The sequence below is a fragment of the Pasteurella sp. XG20 genome, assembly GCF_018968665.1.
GTDB classification, from domain to species: domain Bacteria; phylum Pseudomonadota; class Gammaproteobacteria; order Enterobacterales; family Pasteurellaceae; genus Pasteurella; species Pasteurella multocida.
This window is the reverse complement of record NZ_CP076656.1, coordinates 924,521-940,169: the sequence shown is the minus strand read 5'-3', so window position 1 is coordinate 940,169 and position 15,649 is coordinate 924,521. Positions and strand designations below refer to the sequence as shown.

Below are 15,649 nucleotides of genomic sequence, written 5' to 3'. Positions count from 1 at the left end.
CTTATGCTTTTACATACGCGTTAGCGACGACAACATCGCCCCAACCTTTTCCACCAGTGATCTGGCGTTGTTTTTGTTCATCGAAGAAGAATAAAACAACATCACCTGCAACAGCTTTCGCTAATTTGCCACCTGCTTTTGCAGTTAAAGCATCACCAGGTTGATAAGTGTCATCAGCTAATTGAGCGTAATACTCATGCTCAGGCTCTAAGCGAAAAGCAATTGCTGTATCACCTTTTGTATATGCCTGATCAATTGTTTGCCCTGCAAAGCGACGATTCGTCAATAAAAAACGGCGACCTTTTGCATCAGTCGCCGCTTCTAATTTCCCAGCATTCAACTTCACTACAACACCAGGAGAAGAAGTATCATTAATCACAAGATTAACTGTTTTTGGTTCGCGCTCTACTGGACCGCGATAGATAACATTAGCCATTATTTAGACTCCTCTTGATTTAACTTATAATCGCCCCACTGGGTTTCCTCACTATTTGCATTTAGTGAATTATTTAACCCGTTTGAGTTTTTTGTTTTTGCAAACATTTCTGATAATGCTTCACTACTTAGAGAATTGACTGCAGCATCAGACAAGCTAAATTTTGACTTAACCGCTTCTCGCATTTCGGCAACTTTCGCATCTTCATTTGCTTGCAGCTTTTCTTGCAACGGAGCAATAGCGGTAGCTACTGCTGCTTTAATTGCCTCTTTAATTTCGTTATTGATAGTTTTAACACTTTCACCTTGTGGCTTAGCTTGAAGCTCGTTATAAGCCGATAAAAGCTGATCGTCGTCTAAACCCTCAGTTTTCACGCCTGCGGCATTGAGTGCTGATAAGATTTTTTCTTTCATTATGTTTTCTCCATTAGTTTTAATTTCGTCATAATCGACTTTTTTAACGACCTCAATGCGCTCACCAACAAAGCTGACTTGCGAATTGTCATCGATTAGGTATTTCTGCTTATATTTTTTCCCATCATCGTTATAAATAAAATGTGATGGGTAAACAGATTCGATCCATAACCATTTTTTAGAGTTATGGCCGTTATTTATTAATTGCGATAGAAGCCCATGAATTTCTTCAAAAGACAAAGAGGAATTTGTAGAAAAGAAATATTTAACTTTGTCTAGTAATGTTTCTTTTGTGTAATCTGCCGAGTCAGAAAGATTTACAAACTCAACCTCACTTTCTTGCCCCTCAGAATTCACGAAGATACCAACCCCTTGCTCTGGAGTTGCAGCACCTTGTTCATCAAGCAAGATTGCAACATGATCGAATTGCATATTTGTTGCAACCCAGTCATATTTTTTACCTTTTGAGTTACCTTTGCGATATTCCTTTTGTAAATTTAAGCCAGTTGAGATGTGTATTGGTTTTGCAGCTTTGTTAGAAGTTAAATTCTCCAATGCCTCAATTAAACGTTTGCCGCTATCACTGCTATTTGCAATACGTTTATTGACTTTCATATCAACAAGCACTTTCTCGCCCTCTTTTCTCGCGTTAACGCACCATGCGCCGACATAGAATTTATTGAGTGCAATTGCTTCATTTGCTGATATGTATCGCCCATCTGACTTAGGATGACCTAGTGGCATTAACTTACCATCTAGCGTGCTATATCCCTTATCTATCTCGTCTGCTGGATACAACCCTTTATTCATCACAATGTTGTCAATAACAGGGACAATATCAGATACAACAATATGCTCATCACCCTCAATTATTTCATTTGTGATATTTTTAGAGTTAACAACCGACAGTACGTTAACAACACTTCGTTTCATTGTTTTGATTCCTCTTAATGAGTTTTTAACCAAGCTTTACGTTCATTCTCATACCTTTTTAGTGTCGATAATGGCGTATCTTCTTTGATAATGACCTGTGATTTACAATAGCAGTTAAATCTATTTCCATCTTTTTGATACCACGCCTCCTGCTCCTCTGGCGTAAACACTTTTCCGTGTCTTTTAGCATGAGTAATCCGAGTTGTGCTTTTTAATGCCGAAATATGCAATATCCCAGCATCAAGACCAAGCTCATCTCTAGCCGCTTTTGCTTCTTCCCACTCAGCTCGCCTGTAGACAGACAACTGTTCTGTTTGAGCCATTTTTTTGGCTCTAGACATAGATATGTCTAATCTCTTGCTTATTAGTTCAGCCGTTTTTTTGACATTGATGCCACGTACTACCGCTTCGCTAATTATGTAGATTAGATCTGATTTTGTTTGATAAGTAAGACCTCGCCATTGTTCATAGAATAATTGTTGAGCAATAGCCAATCTTTCTAAATATGGTTCGCTGAAAAGTATTTGATAAAGTGGTCGTTGCGTGAGATATAAATCAGATTGTTGAGACAGTGATGAATGAGTTGATAGTGTCGCAGCCTTCTGTGATTCTTCTAAATACAACTCAAACCACAACTCACCCATTCTACTTTCTTCTAACAACCAATCCTCTAAAATTTTTTGTATCTCATCACTGAATTTAGCAAATTCTTCTGATGTGAAGTTGTAATCATGTTCATTGCTATTTACAAAATAGAGCATCGGCACTTCTGTAAATTGACTACAGACGATCACAGACTTTTCATTAACCCCTATAATTGATCGCGGTATTACTTTTCTATCAAGCAAATTTTTGATATCTAGCTTTATTTTGTAATACCGTTCTTCAATATCAGAGAACATTTTACGAACATTGCGCCCCATCCCGATTGGGTCTGATTTACTTCTCGGCAAAATCGGATTTCTGTTTGTCTTTCTCTTTATCATCGACTAACGGATCTCCTTTTTTATCAATTTCAGGTGGCTCTAAATCATCTTCCTCTAATGGCTCAAGCTCCATGATTGCTCTTATTTCGTTAGGATTGATCGCAGAGATACCAAACGCTCTCACAGAGCTTTCAGCAACGCTTGATAATTCCTTAGCATTTAAAATTTTCTCTTTCTCACTTGGAGCCAGCAAATCAGACCATGTGACCGTTACTTCTTCGTGTTTAGGCGAGTCTAAAACACCAAATTTAATTAATCGGTTTATAAATTTAAGAATTAAATCTGTTAAAAATGTGTTCCGTCTCTCATTACAGCGGCTAGCCCAGTCGTTTTTATCTTCATCAGAGGCTAAACGACCAGTTTGTTGACCGAACAGAATAGTAAATGGCATACGAACAGATGATGCGAATAAATTCGCCGAGACTGTCCATGTTGGCATTGGATCTGCTGGTGCAACGGACAAAACGCTAACATCACCTTCCTGCATGACTAATGCTGAATCAGTACCTGAGTTTAATTTACTAATCTGCGCATTCATCGCATCAGCCAAACCGTCATATCCTCGACTTTTAGCCTCACTTATTAAAGTCGCTAAATCTGTTTCTTTAGTTAATTTAACGCCAAGCTGACGACTTGCATTTTTTAGAAATCCCTCAGCACTACCACCAGCGACTTTCTCAATATCCAAGAGATTGTTGTACCCTAATCGCAATAATGGCACACCAGAACTTGGGTCTGAATCCTCAGAACCCTCATTTAAAACAATAACTCTACTATGATGTATCTTAATGCTTCTATTCTGATTTTTGCCGAAAGAGGTACCTGCTTCGTCAAATTGGAAATATAAAGGATCGCCGTAGTTCTCGCTTTTTTCGTCAGTGACCCATTCGATGACTTTTAATTGAATTTCCCAAACGGGTATCAATTTCACAATGCCTTTATCTTTTAGTGATTTCAAAGATAGATCGTCTACGGGTTCATCCCATGCTTTTCCATCTCTAACTTGAAGAATTAAGGCACTATAGTGACCGACAAGATTTCGTCTATCGGCTTCTTTTAATTGTTTAAAATAACGCTTGATTAGCTTTGTTGCAGAAAGCTCCCATTCAGAGCTCTCCTTATCCTCATCGCTTTTCTCGCCATCTATAACAATTGGCATATCAGACCAGCATTTATCAAGTAAGCGATCTATTGCCGCTCCACCAGCCGACATTCTTTGATATGCTTCGAAAAAGTGACTGAATGAGAGTTTTTTAGGATATCCGAACTCAGAATACAAACGAGGGCGCTTGGTATTACCTATCACGCCCGCATTGGTTAAATTTCTCACTCTGTTTGCTTGTAGAGCATTGTTAACAATAAGCTCAGCAAGCTGATTGATTTCAAATTCTTGTTTCATAATAAGTGCTCATGTTAACTAAAGAAAATACCTGCTGCATTTTTAGATTGAATTAGCGGATTTAACGCATAACGAATAGCATCAATATAATGATTGTGCTCATCAAGCACGGTAGGTAGCACATCGCCTGTTAATCTGTCTGTCTTGTAGCTATACAACCTGAACTCGCGCAATGTTTCTTTGCAGCGAGGATGAATGTAAACTTTATTGTAAGATTTGATGTGTTCTATCCCATCCTCAACCGATCCGCTCCATTTTTTAACTCCCTCAATTCGAGGAACACCATTTCGCTTAAGGTAGCTTATTGATTCAGGTCTTGCTGAGTCTGCACGTAATATATATTTTTCTATATCTGGCACCCTTTCTTTTATAAAACCTGCTGTGTGATCTAACTCCAAGCCTGTTTTGCCTGCCTCATATTCAATATACAAGTTATTATCAAACACCCAACATTTAACTGCAGCAGTTGGATCTTTAGCGAAGCCAAAATCAAGCCCAAAATATGGACCGTTGAAATCTTGATTTGGTTTAAATTCTAATTCTTCATACTTACCATTAAAGATCTGAGCCTCACTCGCTTCTAAGTAAGCACCTTCCCAAATCCAGCGATAAGTTGCATCGTCTAGGCGTTTTTTATCATTCAGTCTTTCTTGCTCTAATACATCAGGAAACCAAGGGTTGTCGGTATAGTTCATTTCAACAATCACCGAGCTATCAGGTGGGAATTGTCTAAAACGCTTATCCGTTGCGGAATCTCTTTTTTCAGGATTCCACGTCAGCCAGATTTCTGAATTATGTTCACGAACCGTAGGAATTAATTTACTCCAAGCCATTTCACTGACTGATTCTGCCTCATCAACCCAAGCAAGTAATATCCTCGCTTTCGATTTGATACTATCTAAGTTATGACGTAGACCAGAAAATATATACGACACTCTGCCGCATTTTGTTCTGATATACTTCTCACCTATTTCAAAAAAAGCCTCTAAAAATGGTTCAGATCTAATTGCCTGTTTAACTTCTTCAAGTGAGGAATCCTCAAGCGAGTTCATAAACTCACGACCACATAGCACAACACCACTGTCACCTGCCATTGCTCTCTTATATGCAACTACAGCAGTCATTTTCGCGAACGTTCTTGTTTTTGCAGAACCACGTCCACCATAAGATCCACGATAACGATAATTACCACTAAAAACAGGGATGAGTTTAGGTGGTATTTCAATCTGTACTTTCATTGCTATTTACCGATGGTGAAACTAATTCAATAATTGTTGGACGATTAAGTGAACTGTCTGAATTAGTGAGATCTACTCGTTCTTTAAACATTCCCAAATGTTTACCCAACAACTCAAGTGCTTTATTTGCCCCTGCTGGTTCAAAAGCGTAAACGGAATTATCAATCGCAGTAACAGTTCCCTCTTGATTGTTTTTAACTGTATCAGTGACAATGACTGACTTACGCGCCATGCACATATCACGTAGCTCTATCAAATCACGTAACACATCATCTTGTGAAATTTGAACTCGTTCTGACCTCTTGTTTTGGGCTTTTTGGATAGCCTCTTGGATGACAGGTTTTGACAGGTTCTCTGCTCCCATCTGTCTTGCTGTATCCTGACTATAACCAGCTCTAATTGCTGCTTGAGTGGCGTTTAGGTCAATTAGATATTCTTCAATAAAACGTTTTTGTTTATTCGTTAATTTAGTTTTACCACGCCCTTTAGACGTGGATTTAACCTCGTCTTTTTTTGGCATAGGTAAATCCTTTTTTAAATACTTGCTTTGTGTATATATGCGTAATAATACTTGGTTAAGGCAGTAGCTCTCTCATCTCGCAGTGCAACAATGATTAGAAAAATGGAAAATAATTAGATTTTTTCTAAAAAAACATTGACAATATAAGATATATATCTTATTATCTAATCATGGAAAGATACTTGTTCTTTAAAAAGGAGATTAAATGAATCAGATTAACTGGACTAAGAAAGCAATTAAGCAACTGCTTTCAATAGACCAAAGATATGTAAAGCCAATTAGAGAAAAAGTGAACGCGTTAAACGCCTTTCCCGATGTCAAGTTAGATTTAAAAAAGATGTCAGGTAAAGATAACCAGTATAGATTAAGGGTCGGTGATTACAGAGTTTTGTTTGAAGTAATCGACGGTGAACCAAGAATAATCAATATACAAACAGTTAAACGCAGAACATCAACAACTTATTAATAATAGTGGGGAGAAATCCCCACTAAAGGAGATCTCATGAAACTACAATACATCAACGATACAAATGGCAAACCACAATTTGTAGTCTTGCCAATCGAAGAGTTTAAACGCTTGACTGCACTTGATGATGATTTAATTTTTCAAGATGTACCCTATCAATCAGATCATACAGATAATGAAACAGTGCCAAACGAAGTTATTAATATTATGTTTGATCAAGACTTAAGTTTATTAGCTGCGTGGCGCGTATATCGTGGATTATCACAATATGATGTAGCAGTTAAAACTGGGTTAACTCAATCATCAATTTCTCAAGCAGAGAAAAAAGGATCTAAACCACAACAAAAAACTTGTGAACGTTTAGCTGCAATTTATAACTGTAAACCAGAACAGCTTATTCTATAAAAGAAAAGGGGGATCACCCCTTTTCACTTATTTAAATCTTCTTTCTGCCATTCTCTAATCTTATCAATCCTATTCAAACATACGTCACGCTCACGTTTGAGTATTACTGCGTACTTTGAAACGTCACCGTAAGTATTACCGTTAAAACCTGTTTTATCTAAGTGCGCGAGAAGTGCGACTGGAATGCTTGGACAAACTTGTGCTACTGGCTTACTGGCGCAAGAAGTCAACAATAGAACGAGGAGCACTGGCATTGTAAGCGTCAGCACTTTTTTCATCATGTGAAATAGAATTGATTGCATCATCTGATTTGCTCCTAGACTCACTCTCAAGTCTGCTGATTTCGAGTGTAAGTTGTCTGTTTATTTCTTCTTGCTGTTTGAGCTTTTTGATACTTTCGCCCTGTAGTGAAATGGTTTGGGCTTGAATGGTGTTTTTGGCTTTTAAGTTAGAAATAGATTGGAACTGGAACCACAACGCGACACACAAGCCCAAAATTACGATGATCAAGATTTGTGTAAGTCGGCTAAACATAGTTCACGTTCCTTTTGTCTGCGAATTTCAAGTCCACGTAATACTTTACCGTTGGCGTATTTCCAGCGTGGAAATTGATCGCACATTGCTTGAATATCGCCATTTTTTGCGTGTTTAAATAACGTAGAATATTTCAGCTTAGAACATCCGACATTAAATGTGATTGATACCGCTGCCTCAAATGTACTTTGCGGTAAGTTCTTTCCACTTGCCCAGTTATTAACGCATTTTTCAGCCACTTTGATGTCATTTACCCAGCGCTTCGCTATTTCTTCGTCTGAATATTTTTTACGTTCAATAGGTAGTCCGCTTAATTCCGTTGAACCAATACCAACTGTTAAAACGTCAGCAGGACATCTATAAGGTTCACGTGCGCAACCTTCGGCATTACCGATGATTTCTAATCCACGCTCACCGGTGCGAATCTCAGTTGAGTGATTTGACATGACAACAGCGATAATCATTGCAACAGAACAAGCCGTTATCTTCTTAGCGTGTTTCATTCTATATCAAGCCCTTTTCTCAATCGTTGCACATGTAGCCGGTGAAGTTCTTCTTTTCTTTCTTCGTCACGAATTCTAATTTTTCTTTCTTCTTCTCTCGTTTTGAGTTTTCTTGCCTCTTCTCTAATTCGCACTCTTCGCTCATGAAATTTTGAGGATAAGTTAACGAGAGCGGTAACAATACCGATCGCAAGACTAACCATCATCAAGTTTTGTTGATCGCCTAGCCAAGCAAGTAAGCCACTAAATCCCGACCAGATATATGATTGCGTCCCAGCATCTTTCATTTTCATAATCTCCACCCCCTTGCTTTTGGGGCAATAAAAAAGCCCAGTCCGTTAAGACTAGGCTTGTGAATTTGGCGGACAGTGCAGGATTTGAACCTGCGACATACTGGTTAACAGCCAGCCACTCTACCAACTGAGTTAACTATCCTAAAAAAAATACCTAGCTTTGAGGCTAGGTTTTGTTGAATGGGATAAGTAAACGAATCGAACGTTTGTTAGGTGTGGTGAAGCCCACCTGAGCACCAGCTCTTACCCCTGCGGTGAATCATACTTACACTACGATCACCATATAATTAAATGATAGTGCAAGTATGCAAGTATGTCAATAACCAATTTTCACGTTAACAGCACGTTCGCTACCATTTCGCAGAATTACGAATCCTTTTACAAGAAGTTCGTGAATTATTGCTTTTGCGATAATCAATTCATTCTTCACTTGTCTCTTGAAGTAATCAAGGCTAGGAACCCTAATATTAGACTTACCTGCACATGGCTGCATTGGTACTTCGTCGCTGTTATTTCTCAACGTTACAGCTATTTTGTTAATAGTGCATTTGTTCACGTAGTAAGAAAAGACAATGAACCGCATCGCTGGATCATGCTTCATAAAGAACTGGTCAACAATTTGACTGATCATCATTCCAACATCATCATCACAAATTGGCTCGCTAGGTTCGCTTGGTGTAACACTTTGCATTAATCTACTAATGATATTAAATTGTGTTTTATTAAACCGTTCAGTTCTAATCCAGTTGCCCCACATGTCCATCCACTTGTCGACAAAATATTCTTGTTCTTGTGTTAATTTTAATTCACTAAATTTCATTCCCTGCCCTCTAATTCTTTAATTTTGTTTTTGTACAGCGCAATCTTTGCTTTGATTTCGTCGTTTGTGAGTTTTAGTGGTGGATGATCTTTTCTCTCCAATCTTTCTACTTCTTCAACACCTATCTTTTTAATAAGGTTGATCCTGTATTCTGTAACATTTCCACTTTTATGGTTATTACAGGCAGAGCATTGTTTATGGACGTTTTTTTCATCAAATCTTAGCTCCGGTGATGAACCGATTGTTTTATAATGTCCAGCATGCCATTGCCCTTGATGATAACGACAGCAACTAATACAAGGTTCGTCCTTATCTCGCAGTCTAATGAATTTATTGAAAATCTTTTGTAAATCGTTTAACCAATCCCTTCTTGTTTTTAACGCCTCCTTTCTTGCCCTCATTCGTTTTGCAGTTTCTATGCGCTCGGCTTTTTGTATTTTTTCTCTTTTCTTGCGTGCTTCTTCTTTGCTGAGCTTGATAGCGCAATCAACTGAACAGACTTTCTGTGTTGATTTGTTTTTCACAAAGTAGTTACCGCATACCTTGCATTTATGCTCTTTCGGCTTTTTAGTCACTATAAATAATCCCCGTAAAAAAACGCCTTAACTCTCCACGGATAATCTCTAACGTCTTGCTTCCAGAATTTCCAGTAACCATTCTTGTATCCTCTAAGGTGTAGGATTAGACCCTCGACACTTATTGCGACTAGATAGATAGGAAAGCTCGTTAATGCGAATAAAATCCAAATCGTCATATAAACAAAAAGTAAAAGCGCTAGTGCTGTTTTCCTCATTTGTTTTTCCCTCTCTTACCATTCTTAAAAACATCTCTTTTATTAATCTTTGGTCTTGGTGGTTTTGGATTTTCTATTATTTTTATAACCAATCCATCGCCCTGAGAAACAGCCATACTTGCCATTGCTAGCGCCAATAAATTCTTTCTCATTTATCACCCCTAAATGCTCTGACAACCCCCTTTCTTGCGTTTGTTTCCATTTCTTTCCAGAACCCAAAGAAATCAAGTGATAAAGTTACGCCTTCTATAATGTCTTTAAGTTGCCACTTAAGCGTAATAACAAAAACAAACACAGTTAAAAGCAAGCACCAAAGAAATATAATTAACCACCAAACGGGGAACAAAATTACACCAAATACATACTTCCAAACTGACTTAAATTTCTCCATTTTTATTCTCATTTCTTTAACTCTTCTAAACTAAAATAACCGCAAGACTTAGTACGATTCATTAAGCAATCTTTACTGACATTCGGATATCTTCCAGTGTAGTGGCCACAACATCTAAACGGCTCATCAGCGAAATACATCCATTCATCTGATTCTGTTAAATCTTCTATCTCACCACCACATTTCGGGCATTTGTATTCTGTTTTCATAAAAAATCACCCATCAACATACAGCCCAAAAACAACATTCCTAGTGATCCAATTACAATCAAAAAATCTTCCATTATTTCCCCCAAAATCCGTATCTGTCGTTAAATCTAACGCCATGGTTTACACCATAAGCCGTCACATACTCAATCAAACTTGCCATGCGTTTAACACTCATTCTTGCTGAGCTTTCACGAATGTTTACGAACTCGCCCTCAAGACCTGGTACCATTTCTACTTGTTCATTTGTTGCCATCGCATGACCTGAGATGAACAACACTTTCCACTGCTCCATCGTGAGCTTACGCCCCATAAATTCGAGCTGATTAGCTATGTCTTGGCACATGGCATGGAATTTAGCGTTTTGCTCTAGGTTGCGTGTTCTTGGCTTAATATCAACGACTAGTGGCTTGTCATCATCGATAGGGAGTTGAGCAATAAAATCTTGGCAATTTGATCGAACTTGTTCTGAGCGTAAGAAGAATTGGTTTTTAATTTCCATATCTTAAAAATCCCCTTTCTTAACTTTCTTCGGCTCTGGTTTGCATTGCTCTGCTCTTAGTTTTGCTTCGTCTTGATCACAATTGAACATTGAACCAAAACGTTGATCGGCATAAACTGTGCCACTTCCACCATGACGGTTTAGCCTTAAAATGATTTCTGTTAATGACTTATCCGCCATTTCGTTGTAAACGCTCTCTTTGTACAACCCGAGCCAGTAATCACATTCTTGTTCGATTTGACCAGTGTCACGGCTATCACTAGGAAGTGGGCGTTTATCGCCACGATCTTCAAGTTTGCGGTTTAATTGGGTTAGAAGCAGCACTACACAATCCATCTCGCGAGCAAGATTTTTAAGCTCTTTAGTTACTTTGCCGTAAGCGAGATCGTTACGTTCTGCATCTTCAGCTTTCATCAATGTGAGATAATCAACCGCAATTAATCCAATTTCGCCACGTTCACGTTTGATACGTCTGCATTCATTTCTGATGTGGGCCATTGAAACACCCGGTGTGTCGTCGATATACAAGAGATCGTCTTTGATTAGCTCTCCTACTGCATTACTTGCGCGGTTAATAAGTGATTCTTGCGTAGTGTGATATTTGTGAAAGATGACATCTGGATCGTGTTCATAAAATGCGGTGGTATTGATATTTCCATTCTGTCCAATCAATCTTTCAAAGATTAATTGTCCTGACATTTCTAGGCTAAATAAAAGTGCTGGCTTTTTCTCATTGATAATGCAGTTTTCTGCAACCATGCCATAGAAAGCAGTTTTGCCGCATTTAGGTCTTGCGCCAACCACAACTAACGATTGTTTAACTAGTCCTTTCGCACCAAGTAAATCATCAAGTGCCGTAAGCCCAGTTGTAAGTCCTCTTGTAGCACTTGGATTTTCTAATCGCTCTTGGTAACTACCTAACCATTCACCACCAACCTCTCTTGCTGTACGTAAGCCTTTTGTTGCTCCTGTACGTCCATAATCCGCAATCTCAGACATTAAGCGACTAACTGCATCAAGTCTTTCTTGTGCGTTCAAACCATTACTAGAAAGCACCATTTCTTGGCAGTCTTGTAACTTAGCAAAGGTAAAACGTTTAATTGCTTCATCTCGCACAATCTGCGCATACGTTGAAATATTAGCGATACTGACAGTGTTTTTTGACATTTCTGCGAGGTACGCCATACCGCCAATTTGCTCGATAATACCAATTGCTCTTAAACGTGAATCAATAGTCATTAAATCGATCGGTTGATTATTTCTCGCCAAGAAAAGCATTTCTTCATAGATTTTTTTGTGTGCTGGCACATGGAAACTTTCAGGTTTTAACATCGCAAAAACTGTCGCACTTCTCTCACCGTTAGCATCCATCATGATTGCACCAAGTACAGATTGTTCTGCCTGCAAGTTGTAAGGGACTGTTTGAATTTGTGTACTCATTACAGGTTCTCCTCACGCACTTTAATCACAGTTTCGCCACGAATTGCCCAATCAAAATTTGCTTTCCAAGTTGAATTTTTTTCTTCACCAAAATGGAAAGGTCTTAGCATTGAGAACAAGGCACTAAAATAATTACCTGCACATTTCGCGGTAGGCTCTTTCAGTGACAAGAGGAATTTTTTAATGCTTGTTTTTCGTTTGTCTGATAATTCTCTAACAAATGGCAATTTAGAACCGTTTTCAGTGTTAGCTTCGTTGAACGCATCAATAACGCCTTGATAATCGATTTTTTCAGCAGAACGATTTTTTTTATTTTTAGGAGATAAATCTTCTTTGGCATTTCTTTCGCCATCAGCGTTAGCTGATTCACCTTTAGGGGGTAAGGGGGTTATATTTATTTTTTCTTTTGTAAGAGTTTCTTTTGTGTTCCCTACATTTTCGGGATATGTGTTCCCTACATTTTCGGGAATTAAATCCCTAGATTTTCGGGATTTCCCTACTTTATCGGGAATTATCATTGACCATTCAAAAACAGCTAAATTAACACCAGTATTTCTACCTTTTTCAAACAGTATTTTTGCCTTGATTAATTCACTTCTAGCAGCGGAAAGTTGATTGATATGATATTTGTTAGCCTCAATTCCCATCATTTCACACACTTGAGAATGTGAGAACCAGTCACTTTTTTTATGCCATTTAAGAGTTTTTAATACTGTCGCCAATAAATAAGAACCTTTCCAGCCAAGCACGCCTGACTTTAAAATTGACTCCAGTAATTCGTTTGGAATGGCAGTATAACCGTCATCAATACTCACTTTCTTAACCTCTTTTATCGGTTTTTCTTGTGCGATTTTCTCTCTGTAATCATCTAGTCTTAATACGTTGCTCATATACCTAACTCCTTAACTGCTGCTCTGATTCTTTGCTCATACTGTGTATGGGTTAAACCAACGTTTGCGATTCTTTGCTTATATTCCTCAAAGATGAGCCATCGCAGTCGTTTGCTTTTCGGTATTGATTTAAATATTGAATTTTGTTGATTTTTTTGAGATAATTTGTCCATCGGTTTTACCTTTTAATTCCGAATATTGCATACTGGAAAGCCACTGTTGCCGCAGTGGCATTTTTATTGCCCCAATTCCATCTTCAAACAGATAGCTTGCTCAATTAACTGTTCCACTTCTGCTAAGATTCTTTGTTTCTCACGTTGAGATAAATTACGTCCAAGCTCTGAATCAGAACTCACCGCACTTTTAATCTCTTTTCCGATTCTTCCGCTTGATTCCGCAATATCTAGAAATCTTGCTAGTACGTCTTGACCGCAATCAGCACATCTAGGCATAGGCACAACGATGTGATCGATTTGTGCTGCAATAGCTGAGAGTGTTTTCTTGCTTTGAACGGTGGCGATAAGTTCGATCGCTTCGATAAAGCTCAATTGGTTCTGCTCGCAATCCACGTTGAGCTTGTTGCCAAGAATTTTTGGCGACTTCTCTAACGTATAAGCAAGAGAGGTAATACCGCCTGAGCTGTTCTTACAATCTCGGTGTAACAATCTCTGTATTTCTTTGCTGTTCATGAAAAATAATTCCTTTTCTTGAAGATTGTTTATTAGTTAGTTGGTAAGTTAACCCCATACGTCAGGGCGGATATCTGCTTTCTTTACTGCCCCACTAGTTAGGTTTTCGATTTTCTTAGCTAGCTCAATAGGGGCTTTTGAATATCCTTTTTCGACCTGGCAAAGAAATGACTTTGAAATGCCTAGCTTTCTAGCAAACTCAGCTTTGAATCCGCGGGGGCGATTTGATAAGTAGTTTTTAAGTTCCATTTCACCTCCGATATTAAAAACTAAATACAGTTTAGCATTTAATAAATGAAAAAGTAAATAATATTTAGCATTTGCTAGTTTAGTTGTTACTAAATAACATTAAGGTGAAAAGGAGTACTCTATGAATTTAGATAAAAACGAACTAACCCAAGTAAGAAGAGAAAATCTAAAAAAATGGTTTTCAGACAAAGTTGTGCCTGAAAAAGATAGAAGTTATGTATCTCAGTTAATTAGTGGGAAGACCCCATCATTTGGTGAAAAGGCAGCAAGAAGATTAGAAAGTGAAAATGGAATGCCACCGTTTTACTTAGATATAAAACAAAGCAGCATAGAATCTAATGTAAAAGATATTGGCTCATTTGATTTGTGGGATCGCAATACCCCACTTCATGACGAAGATATCGAAGTACCATTTTTACAAGATATTAGGCTTGCTGCTGGTAATGGGTTTGCAGATGACATCATGGACTATAACAATTTTAAATTGCGCTTTTCTAAAGCAACATTACGTAGACAAGGTGTGCAATATGAAAATGCAGTCTGTGTTGTGGCGGAAGGTGACTCAATGGAACCTGCAATACCAGATGGAGCAACTGTTGGTGTAGATATGGGGAATAAAGTTATTCGTGATAACAATATCTACGCAATCAATCACGGCGGATTATTGCGCATTAAAATTTTAAACAAAATGCCAAATGAGCAAGTATTGATCAGAAGTTTTAACTCAACATCATACCCAGATGAAATAGTAAACCTAGATGAAATTGTAGTGATCGGGAAAGTATTTTGGTATTCGGTTTTGTTGTAAGTCTTCTGGTGGTCTGTGCTTTGTGATTAGTGGTGTGTGCTAGTGAAATGAGTTTAAGTTAGATAATTAGCAATGTATTTAGTATATAATATACTGTAAAAAAGATCAGTTAGGAGAATGTATTATGCTAAATCGATTTGCAAGAATTTTGCTTACTATCAGCTCAATATCCCCAATTTGCCTTTCTATTTCCTTATTAATTGGATTACAAAGCATTCAGGGAATTGATGAAATCCCTCATAAGCTTGAACGGCTTTTGGGGCATTTACTGGCTTGGGAACTATCCCAAAAAGAGTGTGTTTTTTTGCTATCTATTGGACTGTTTGTGGTAAGTGTACTCTTATTCCCTTGGGTATTTTACCAAGCAAAAAAACAAGCCACACTCCAACACCCTACTCAAGCATTTAAATTGACATCTGTTACACCAGCCCATAGAGAAATGGCAAACTATTTTATTAGTTATCTATTTCCATTAATGGCTGGCGCTGAGATATTTTCCAACCTTGGAATCGCGGTGTTCTTTTATATGAGTATATTTATTTGGGTGAGTTATTCTGGAGCTTGCACATTCAACCCAATACTTGCTTTTATGGGATATAAATTTTATGAGGCTGAGAGGAGTAATAACGTACATATTATTTTTATTGCACGTAATACCCTCTTGGATATAGATAATAGTCGTTTCAAAGTAGTTCGACTTACAGAACATACTTATCTACAAGTTAAGGATTAATA

The 15,649-nt window shown here is 37.9% G+C and carries 23 protein-coding genes and 1 tRNA gene; 4 read left to right on the top strand and 20 right to left on the bottom strand.

The window, feature by feature from the left end:
* Position 1: 1 nt before the first annotated feature.
* Genes KPF51_RS04290 through KPF51_RS04265 form a run of 6 tightly spaced genes read right to left on the bottom strand, consistent with a single transcriptional unit; the run spans position 2 to position 5,925 of the window.
* Complete coding sequence (locus KPF51_RS04290; protein ID WP_064702789.1) at positions 2 to 436, bottom strand: hypothetical protein; 435 nt, start codon at positions 434 to 436, stop codon at positions 2 to 4.
* Positions 436 to 1,782 carry a DUF2213 domain-containing protein gene (locus tag KPF51_RS04285; RefSeq protein ID WP_064702790.1) on the bottom strand — a complete coding sequence of 449 codons (1,347 nt, stop codon included), beginning with the start codon at positions 1,780 to 1,782 and terminating at the stop codon, positions 436 to 438. Before KPF51_RS04285 ends, KPF51_RS04290 begins: the two co-directional genes overlap by 1 nt.
* A 14-nt stretch (positions 1,783 to 1,796) precedes the next feature.
* The gene (locus tag KPF51_RS04280; RefSeq protein WP_064702791.1) at positions 1,797 to 2,768 is read right to left on the bottom strand and encodes a phage minor head protein; all 972 of its coding nucleotides are present in this window, start codon (positions 2,766 to 2,768) and stop codon (positions 1,797 to 1,799) included.
* Positions 2,722 to 4,167 (bottom strand): anti-CBASS protein Acb1 family protein, encoded by a 1,446-nt coding sequence (locus KPF51_RS04275; RefSeq protein WP_064702792.1) that lies wholly within the window; start codon positions 4,165 to 4,167, stop codon positions 2,722 to 2,724. The genes KPF51_RS04280 and KPF51_RS04275 overlap by 47 nt, the downstream gene beginning before the upstream one ends.
* Before the next feature lie 14 nt (positions 4,168 to 4,181).
* Positions 4,182 to 5,405, bottom strand: coding sequence for a PBSX family phage terminase large subunit (locus KPF51_RS04270; protein ID WP_064702793.1), 1,224 nt, complete (start codon positions 5,403 to 5,405; stop codon positions 4,182 to 4,184).
* Entirely contained in the window at positions 5,389 to 5,925 is a 537-nt protein-coding gene (locus KPF51_RS04265; protein WP_064702794.1) for a terminase small subunit, read from the bottom strand. Before KPF51_RS04265 ends, KPF51_RS04270 begins: the two co-directional genes overlap by 17 nt.
* Positions 5,926 to 6,130: 205 nt before the next feature.
* Between KPF51_RS04265 and KPF51_RS04260 the strand changes: the two genes are divergently transcribed.
* Both KPF51_RS04260 and KPF51_RS04255 read left to right on the top strand, forming a co-directional pair.
* Positions 6,131 to 6,391: a type II toxin-antitoxin system RelE/ParE family toxin gene (locus tag KPF51_RS04260; protein WP_064702795.1), complete on the top strand. Its 261-nt coding sequence runs from the start codon at positions 6,131 to 6,133 to the stop codon at positions 6,389 to 6,391.
* 36 nt (positions 6,392 to 6,427) lie between these two features.
* The gene (locus KPF51_RS04255; protein ID WP_014391478.1) at positions 6,428 to 6,796 is read left to right on the top strand and encodes a helix-turn-helix transcriptional regulator; all 369 of its coding nucleotides are present in this window, start codon (positions 6,428 to 6,430) and stop codon (positions 6,794 to 6,796) included.
* Positions 6,797 to 7,006: 210 nt separating this feature from the next.
* Here KPF51_RS04255 and KPF51_RS04250 read toward each other — a convergent pair whose 3' ends face one another.
* The 14 genes from KPF51_RS04250 to KPF51_RS04185 all read right to left on the bottom strand — a co-directional run bounded on the left by KPF51_RS04250 (position 7,007) and on the right by KPF51_RS04185 (position 14,106).
* Positions 7,007 to 7,330 (bottom strand): DUF2570 family protein, encoded by a 324-nt coding sequence (locus KPF51_RS04250; RefSeq protein ID WP_081273044.1) that lies wholly within the window; start codon positions 7,328 to 7,330, stop codon positions 7,007 to 7,009.
* Positions 7,303 to 7,833: a lysozyme gene (locus tag KPF51_RS04245; protein WP_064702796.1), complete on the bottom strand. Its 531-nt coding sequence runs from the start codon at positions 7,831 to 7,833 to the stop codon at positions 7,303 to 7,305. The genes KPF51_RS04250 and KPF51_RS04245 overlap by 28 nt, the downstream gene beginning before the upstream one ends.
* A complete protein-coding gene (locus tag KPF51_RS04240; RefSeq protein ID WP_081273045.1) occupies positions 7,830 to 8,126 on the bottom strand; it encodes a hypothetical protein in 297 nt (98 codons plus the stop codon). The genes KPF51_RS04245 and KPF51_RS04240 overlap by 4 nt, the downstream gene beginning before the upstream one ends.
* Positions 8,127 to 8,192: 66 nt before the next feature.
* A tRNA-Asn gene (locus KPF51_RS04235) sits at positions 8,193 to 8,268 on the bottom strand.
* Between the two features lie 174 nt (positions 8,269 to 8,442).
* On the bottom strand, positions 8,443 to 8,946 hold the full coding sequence (locus tag KPF51_RS04230) for an antiterminator Q family protein (RefSeq protein ID WP_064702797.1): 504 nt from the start codon (positions 8,944 to 8,946) through the stop codon (positions 8,443 to 8,445).
* The gene (locus tag KPF51_RS04225) at positions 8,943 to 9,524 is read right to left on the bottom strand and encodes a recombination protein NinG (protein ID WP_130555676.1); all 582 of its coding nucleotides are present in this window, start codon (positions 9,522 to 9,524) and stop codon (positions 8,943 to 8,945) included. The genes KPF51_RS04230 and KPF51_RS04225 overlap by 4 nt, the downstream gene beginning before the upstream one ends.
* 211 nt (positions 9,525 to 9,735) lie before the next feature.
* Positions 9,736 to 9,891 (bottom strand): hypothetical protein, encoded by a 156-nt coding sequence (locus KPF51_RS04220; RefSeq protein ID WP_155736201.1) that lies wholly within the window; start codon positions 9,889 to 9,891, stop codon positions 9,736 to 9,738.
* Positions 9,888 to 10,130 carry a hypothetical protein gene (locus KPF51_RS04215; RefSeq protein ID WP_130555677.1) on the bottom strand — a complete coding sequence of 81 codons (243 nt, stop codon included), beginning with the start codon at positions 10,128 to 10,130 and terminating at the stop codon, positions 9,888 to 9,890. Before KPF51_RS04215 ends, KPF51_RS04220 begins: the two co-directional genes overlap by 4 nt.
* Positions 10,131 to 10,138: 8 nt before the next feature.
* Positions 10,139 to 10,339 (bottom strand): hypothetical protein, encoded by a 201-nt coding sequence (locus KPF51_RS04210; protein ID WP_064702801.1) that lies wholly within the window; start codon positions 10,337 to 10,339, stop codon positions 10,139 to 10,141.
* A 73-nt stretch (positions 10,340 to 10,412) separates the two neighbouring features.
* Entirely contained in the window at positions 10,413 to 10,838 is a 426-nt protein-coding gene (locus tag KPF51_RS04205) for a recombination protein NinB (protein ID WP_064702802.1), read from the bottom strand.
* Between the two features lie 3 nt (positions 10,839 to 10,841).
* A complete protein-coding gene (locus KPF51_RS04200; protein ID WP_064702803.1) occupies positions 10,842 to 12,278 on the bottom strand; it encodes a DnaB-like helicase C-terminal domain-containing protein in 1,437 nt (478 codons plus the stop codon).
* Entirely contained in the window at positions 12,278 to 13,168 is an 891-nt protein-coding gene (locus KPF51_RS04195; RefSeq protein WP_081273046.1) for a replication protein, read from the bottom strand. Before KPF51_RS04195 ends, KPF51_RS04200 begins: the two co-directional genes overlap by 1 nt.
* A 236-nt stretch (positions 13,169 to 13,404) precedes the next feature.
* Positions 13,405 to 13,857 carry a phage regulatory CII family protein gene (locus tag KPF51_RS04190; RefSeq protein WP_014390720.1) on the bottom strand — a complete coding sequence of 151 codons (453 nt, stop codon included), beginning with the start codon at positions 13,855 to 13,857 and terminating at the stop codon, positions 13,405 to 13,407.
* 48 nt (positions 13,858 to 13,905) lie between these two features.
* A complete protein-coding gene (locus KPF51_RS04185; protein WP_064702804.1) occupies positions 13,906 to 14,106 on the bottom strand; it encodes a YdaS family helix-turn-helix protein in 201 nt (66 codons plus the stop codon).
* Positions 14,107 to 14,227: 121 nt separating this feature from the next.
* Here KPF51_RS04185 and KPF51_RS04180 point away from each other — a divergent pair, with 121 nt between their 5' ends.
* Together KPF51_RS04180 and KPF51_RS04175 are read left to right on the top strand one after the other, a co-directional pair.
* Positions 14,228 to 14,914, top strand: a complete 687-nt coding sequence (locus KPF51_RS04180) for a helix-turn-helix transcriptional regulator (RefSeq protein WP_064702805.1) — start codon at positions 14,228 to 14,230, stop codon at positions 14,912 to 14,914.
* Positions 14,915 to 15,038: 124 nt separating this feature from the next.
* Positions 15,039 to 15,647, top strand: coding sequence for a hypothetical protein (locus KPF51_RS04175; protein WP_064702806.1), 609 nt, complete (start codon positions 15,039 to 15,041; stop codon positions 15,645 to 15,647).
* The last annotated feature ends 2 nt before the right edge of the window (positions 15,648 to 15,649 follow it).

Excerpts from the sequence above, each read along its gene's own strand:
- KPF51_RS04290 (WP_064702789.1), bottom strand. The coding sequence starts at position 436 with ATGGCTAATGTTATCTATCGCGGTCCAGTAGAGCGCGAACCAAAAACA.
- KPF51_RS04285 (WP_064702790.1), bottom strand. The coding sequence starts at position 1,782 with ATGAAACGAAGTGTTGTTAACGTACTGTCGGTTGTTAACTCTAAAAAT.
- KPF51_RS04280 (WP_064702791.1), bottom strand. The coding sequence starts at position 2,768 with ATGATAAAGAGAAAGACAAACAGAAATCCGATTTTGCCGAGAAGTAAA.
- KPF51_RS04275 (WP_064702792.1), bottom strand. The coding sequence starts at position 4,167 with ATGAAACAAGAATTTGAAATCAATCAGCTTGCTGAGCTTATTGTTAAC.
- KPF51_RS04270 (WP_064702793.1), bottom strand. The coding sequence starts at position 5,405 with ATGAAAGTACAGATTGAAATACCACCTAAACTCATCCCTGTTTTTAGT.
- KPF51_RS04265 (WP_064702794.1), bottom strand. The coding sequence starts at position 5,925 with ATGCCAAAAAAAGACGAGGTTAAATCCACGTCTAAAGGGCGTGGTAAA.
- KPF51_RS04260 (WP_064702795.1), top strand. The coding sequence starts at position 6,131 with ATGAATCAGATTAACTGGACTAAGAAAGCAATTAAGCAACTGCTTTCA.
- KPF51_RS04255 (WP_014391478.1), top strand. The coding sequence starts at position 6,428 with ATGAAACTACAATACATCAACGATACAAATGGCAAACCACAATTTGTA.
- KPF51_RS04250 (WP_081273044.1), bottom strand. The coding sequence starts at position 7,330 with ATGTTTAGCCGACTTACACAAATCTTGATCATCGTAATTTTGGGCTTG.
- KPF51_RS04245 (WP_064702796.1), bottom strand. The coding sequence starts at position 7,833 with ATGAAACACGCTAAGAAGATAACGGCTTGTTCTGTTGCAATGATTATC.
- KPF51_RS04240 (WP_081273045.1), bottom strand. The coding sequence starts at position 8,126 with ATGAAAATGAAAGATGCTGGGACGCAATCATATATCTGGTCGGGATTT.
- KPF51_RS04230 (WP_064702797.1), bottom strand. The coding sequence starts at position 8,946 with ATGAAATTTAGTGAATTAAAATTAACACAAGAACAAGAATATTTTGTC.
- KPF51_RS04220 (WP_155736201.1), bottom strand. The coding sequence starts at position 9,891 with ATGAGAAAGAATTTATTGGCGCTAGCAATGGCAAGTATGGCTGTTTCT.
- KPF51_RS04215 (WP_130555677.1), bottom strand. The coding sequence starts at position 10,130 with ATGGAGAAATTTAAGTCAGTTTGGAAGTATGTATTTGGTGTAATTTTG.
- KPF51_RS04210 (WP_064702801.1), bottom strand. The coding sequence starts at position 10,339 with ATGAAAACAGAATACAAATGCCCGAAATGTGGTGGTGAGATAGAAGAT.
- KPF51_RS04205 (WP_064702802.1), bottom strand. The coding sequence starts at position 10,838 with ATGGAAATTAAAAACCAATTCTTCTTACGCTCAGAACAAGTTCGATCA.
- KPF51_RS04200 (WP_064702803.1), bottom strand. The coding sequence starts at position 12,278 with ATGAGTACACAAATTCAAACAGTCCCTTACAACTTGCAGGCAGAACAA.
- KPF51_RS04195 (WP_081273046.1), bottom strand. The coding sequence starts at position 13,168 with ATGAGCAACGTATTAAGACTAGATGATTACAGAGAGAAAATCGCACAA.
- KPF51_RS04190 (WP_014390720.1), bottom strand. The coding sequence starts at position 13,857 with ATGAACAGCAAAGAAATACAGAGATTGTTACACCGAGATTGTAAGAAC.
- KPF51_RS04185 (WP_064702804.1), bottom strand. The coding sequence starts at position 14,106 with ATGGAACTTAAAAACTACTTATCAAATCGCCCCCGCGGATTCAAAGCT.
- KPF51_RS04180 (WP_064702805.1), top strand. The coding sequence starts at position 14,228 with ATGAATTTAGATAAAAACGAACTAACCCAAGTAAGAAGAGAAAATCTA.
- KPF51_RS04175 (WP_064702806.1), top strand. The coding sequence starts at position 15,039 with ATGCTAAATCGATTTGCAAGAATTTTGCTTACTATCAGCTCAATATCC.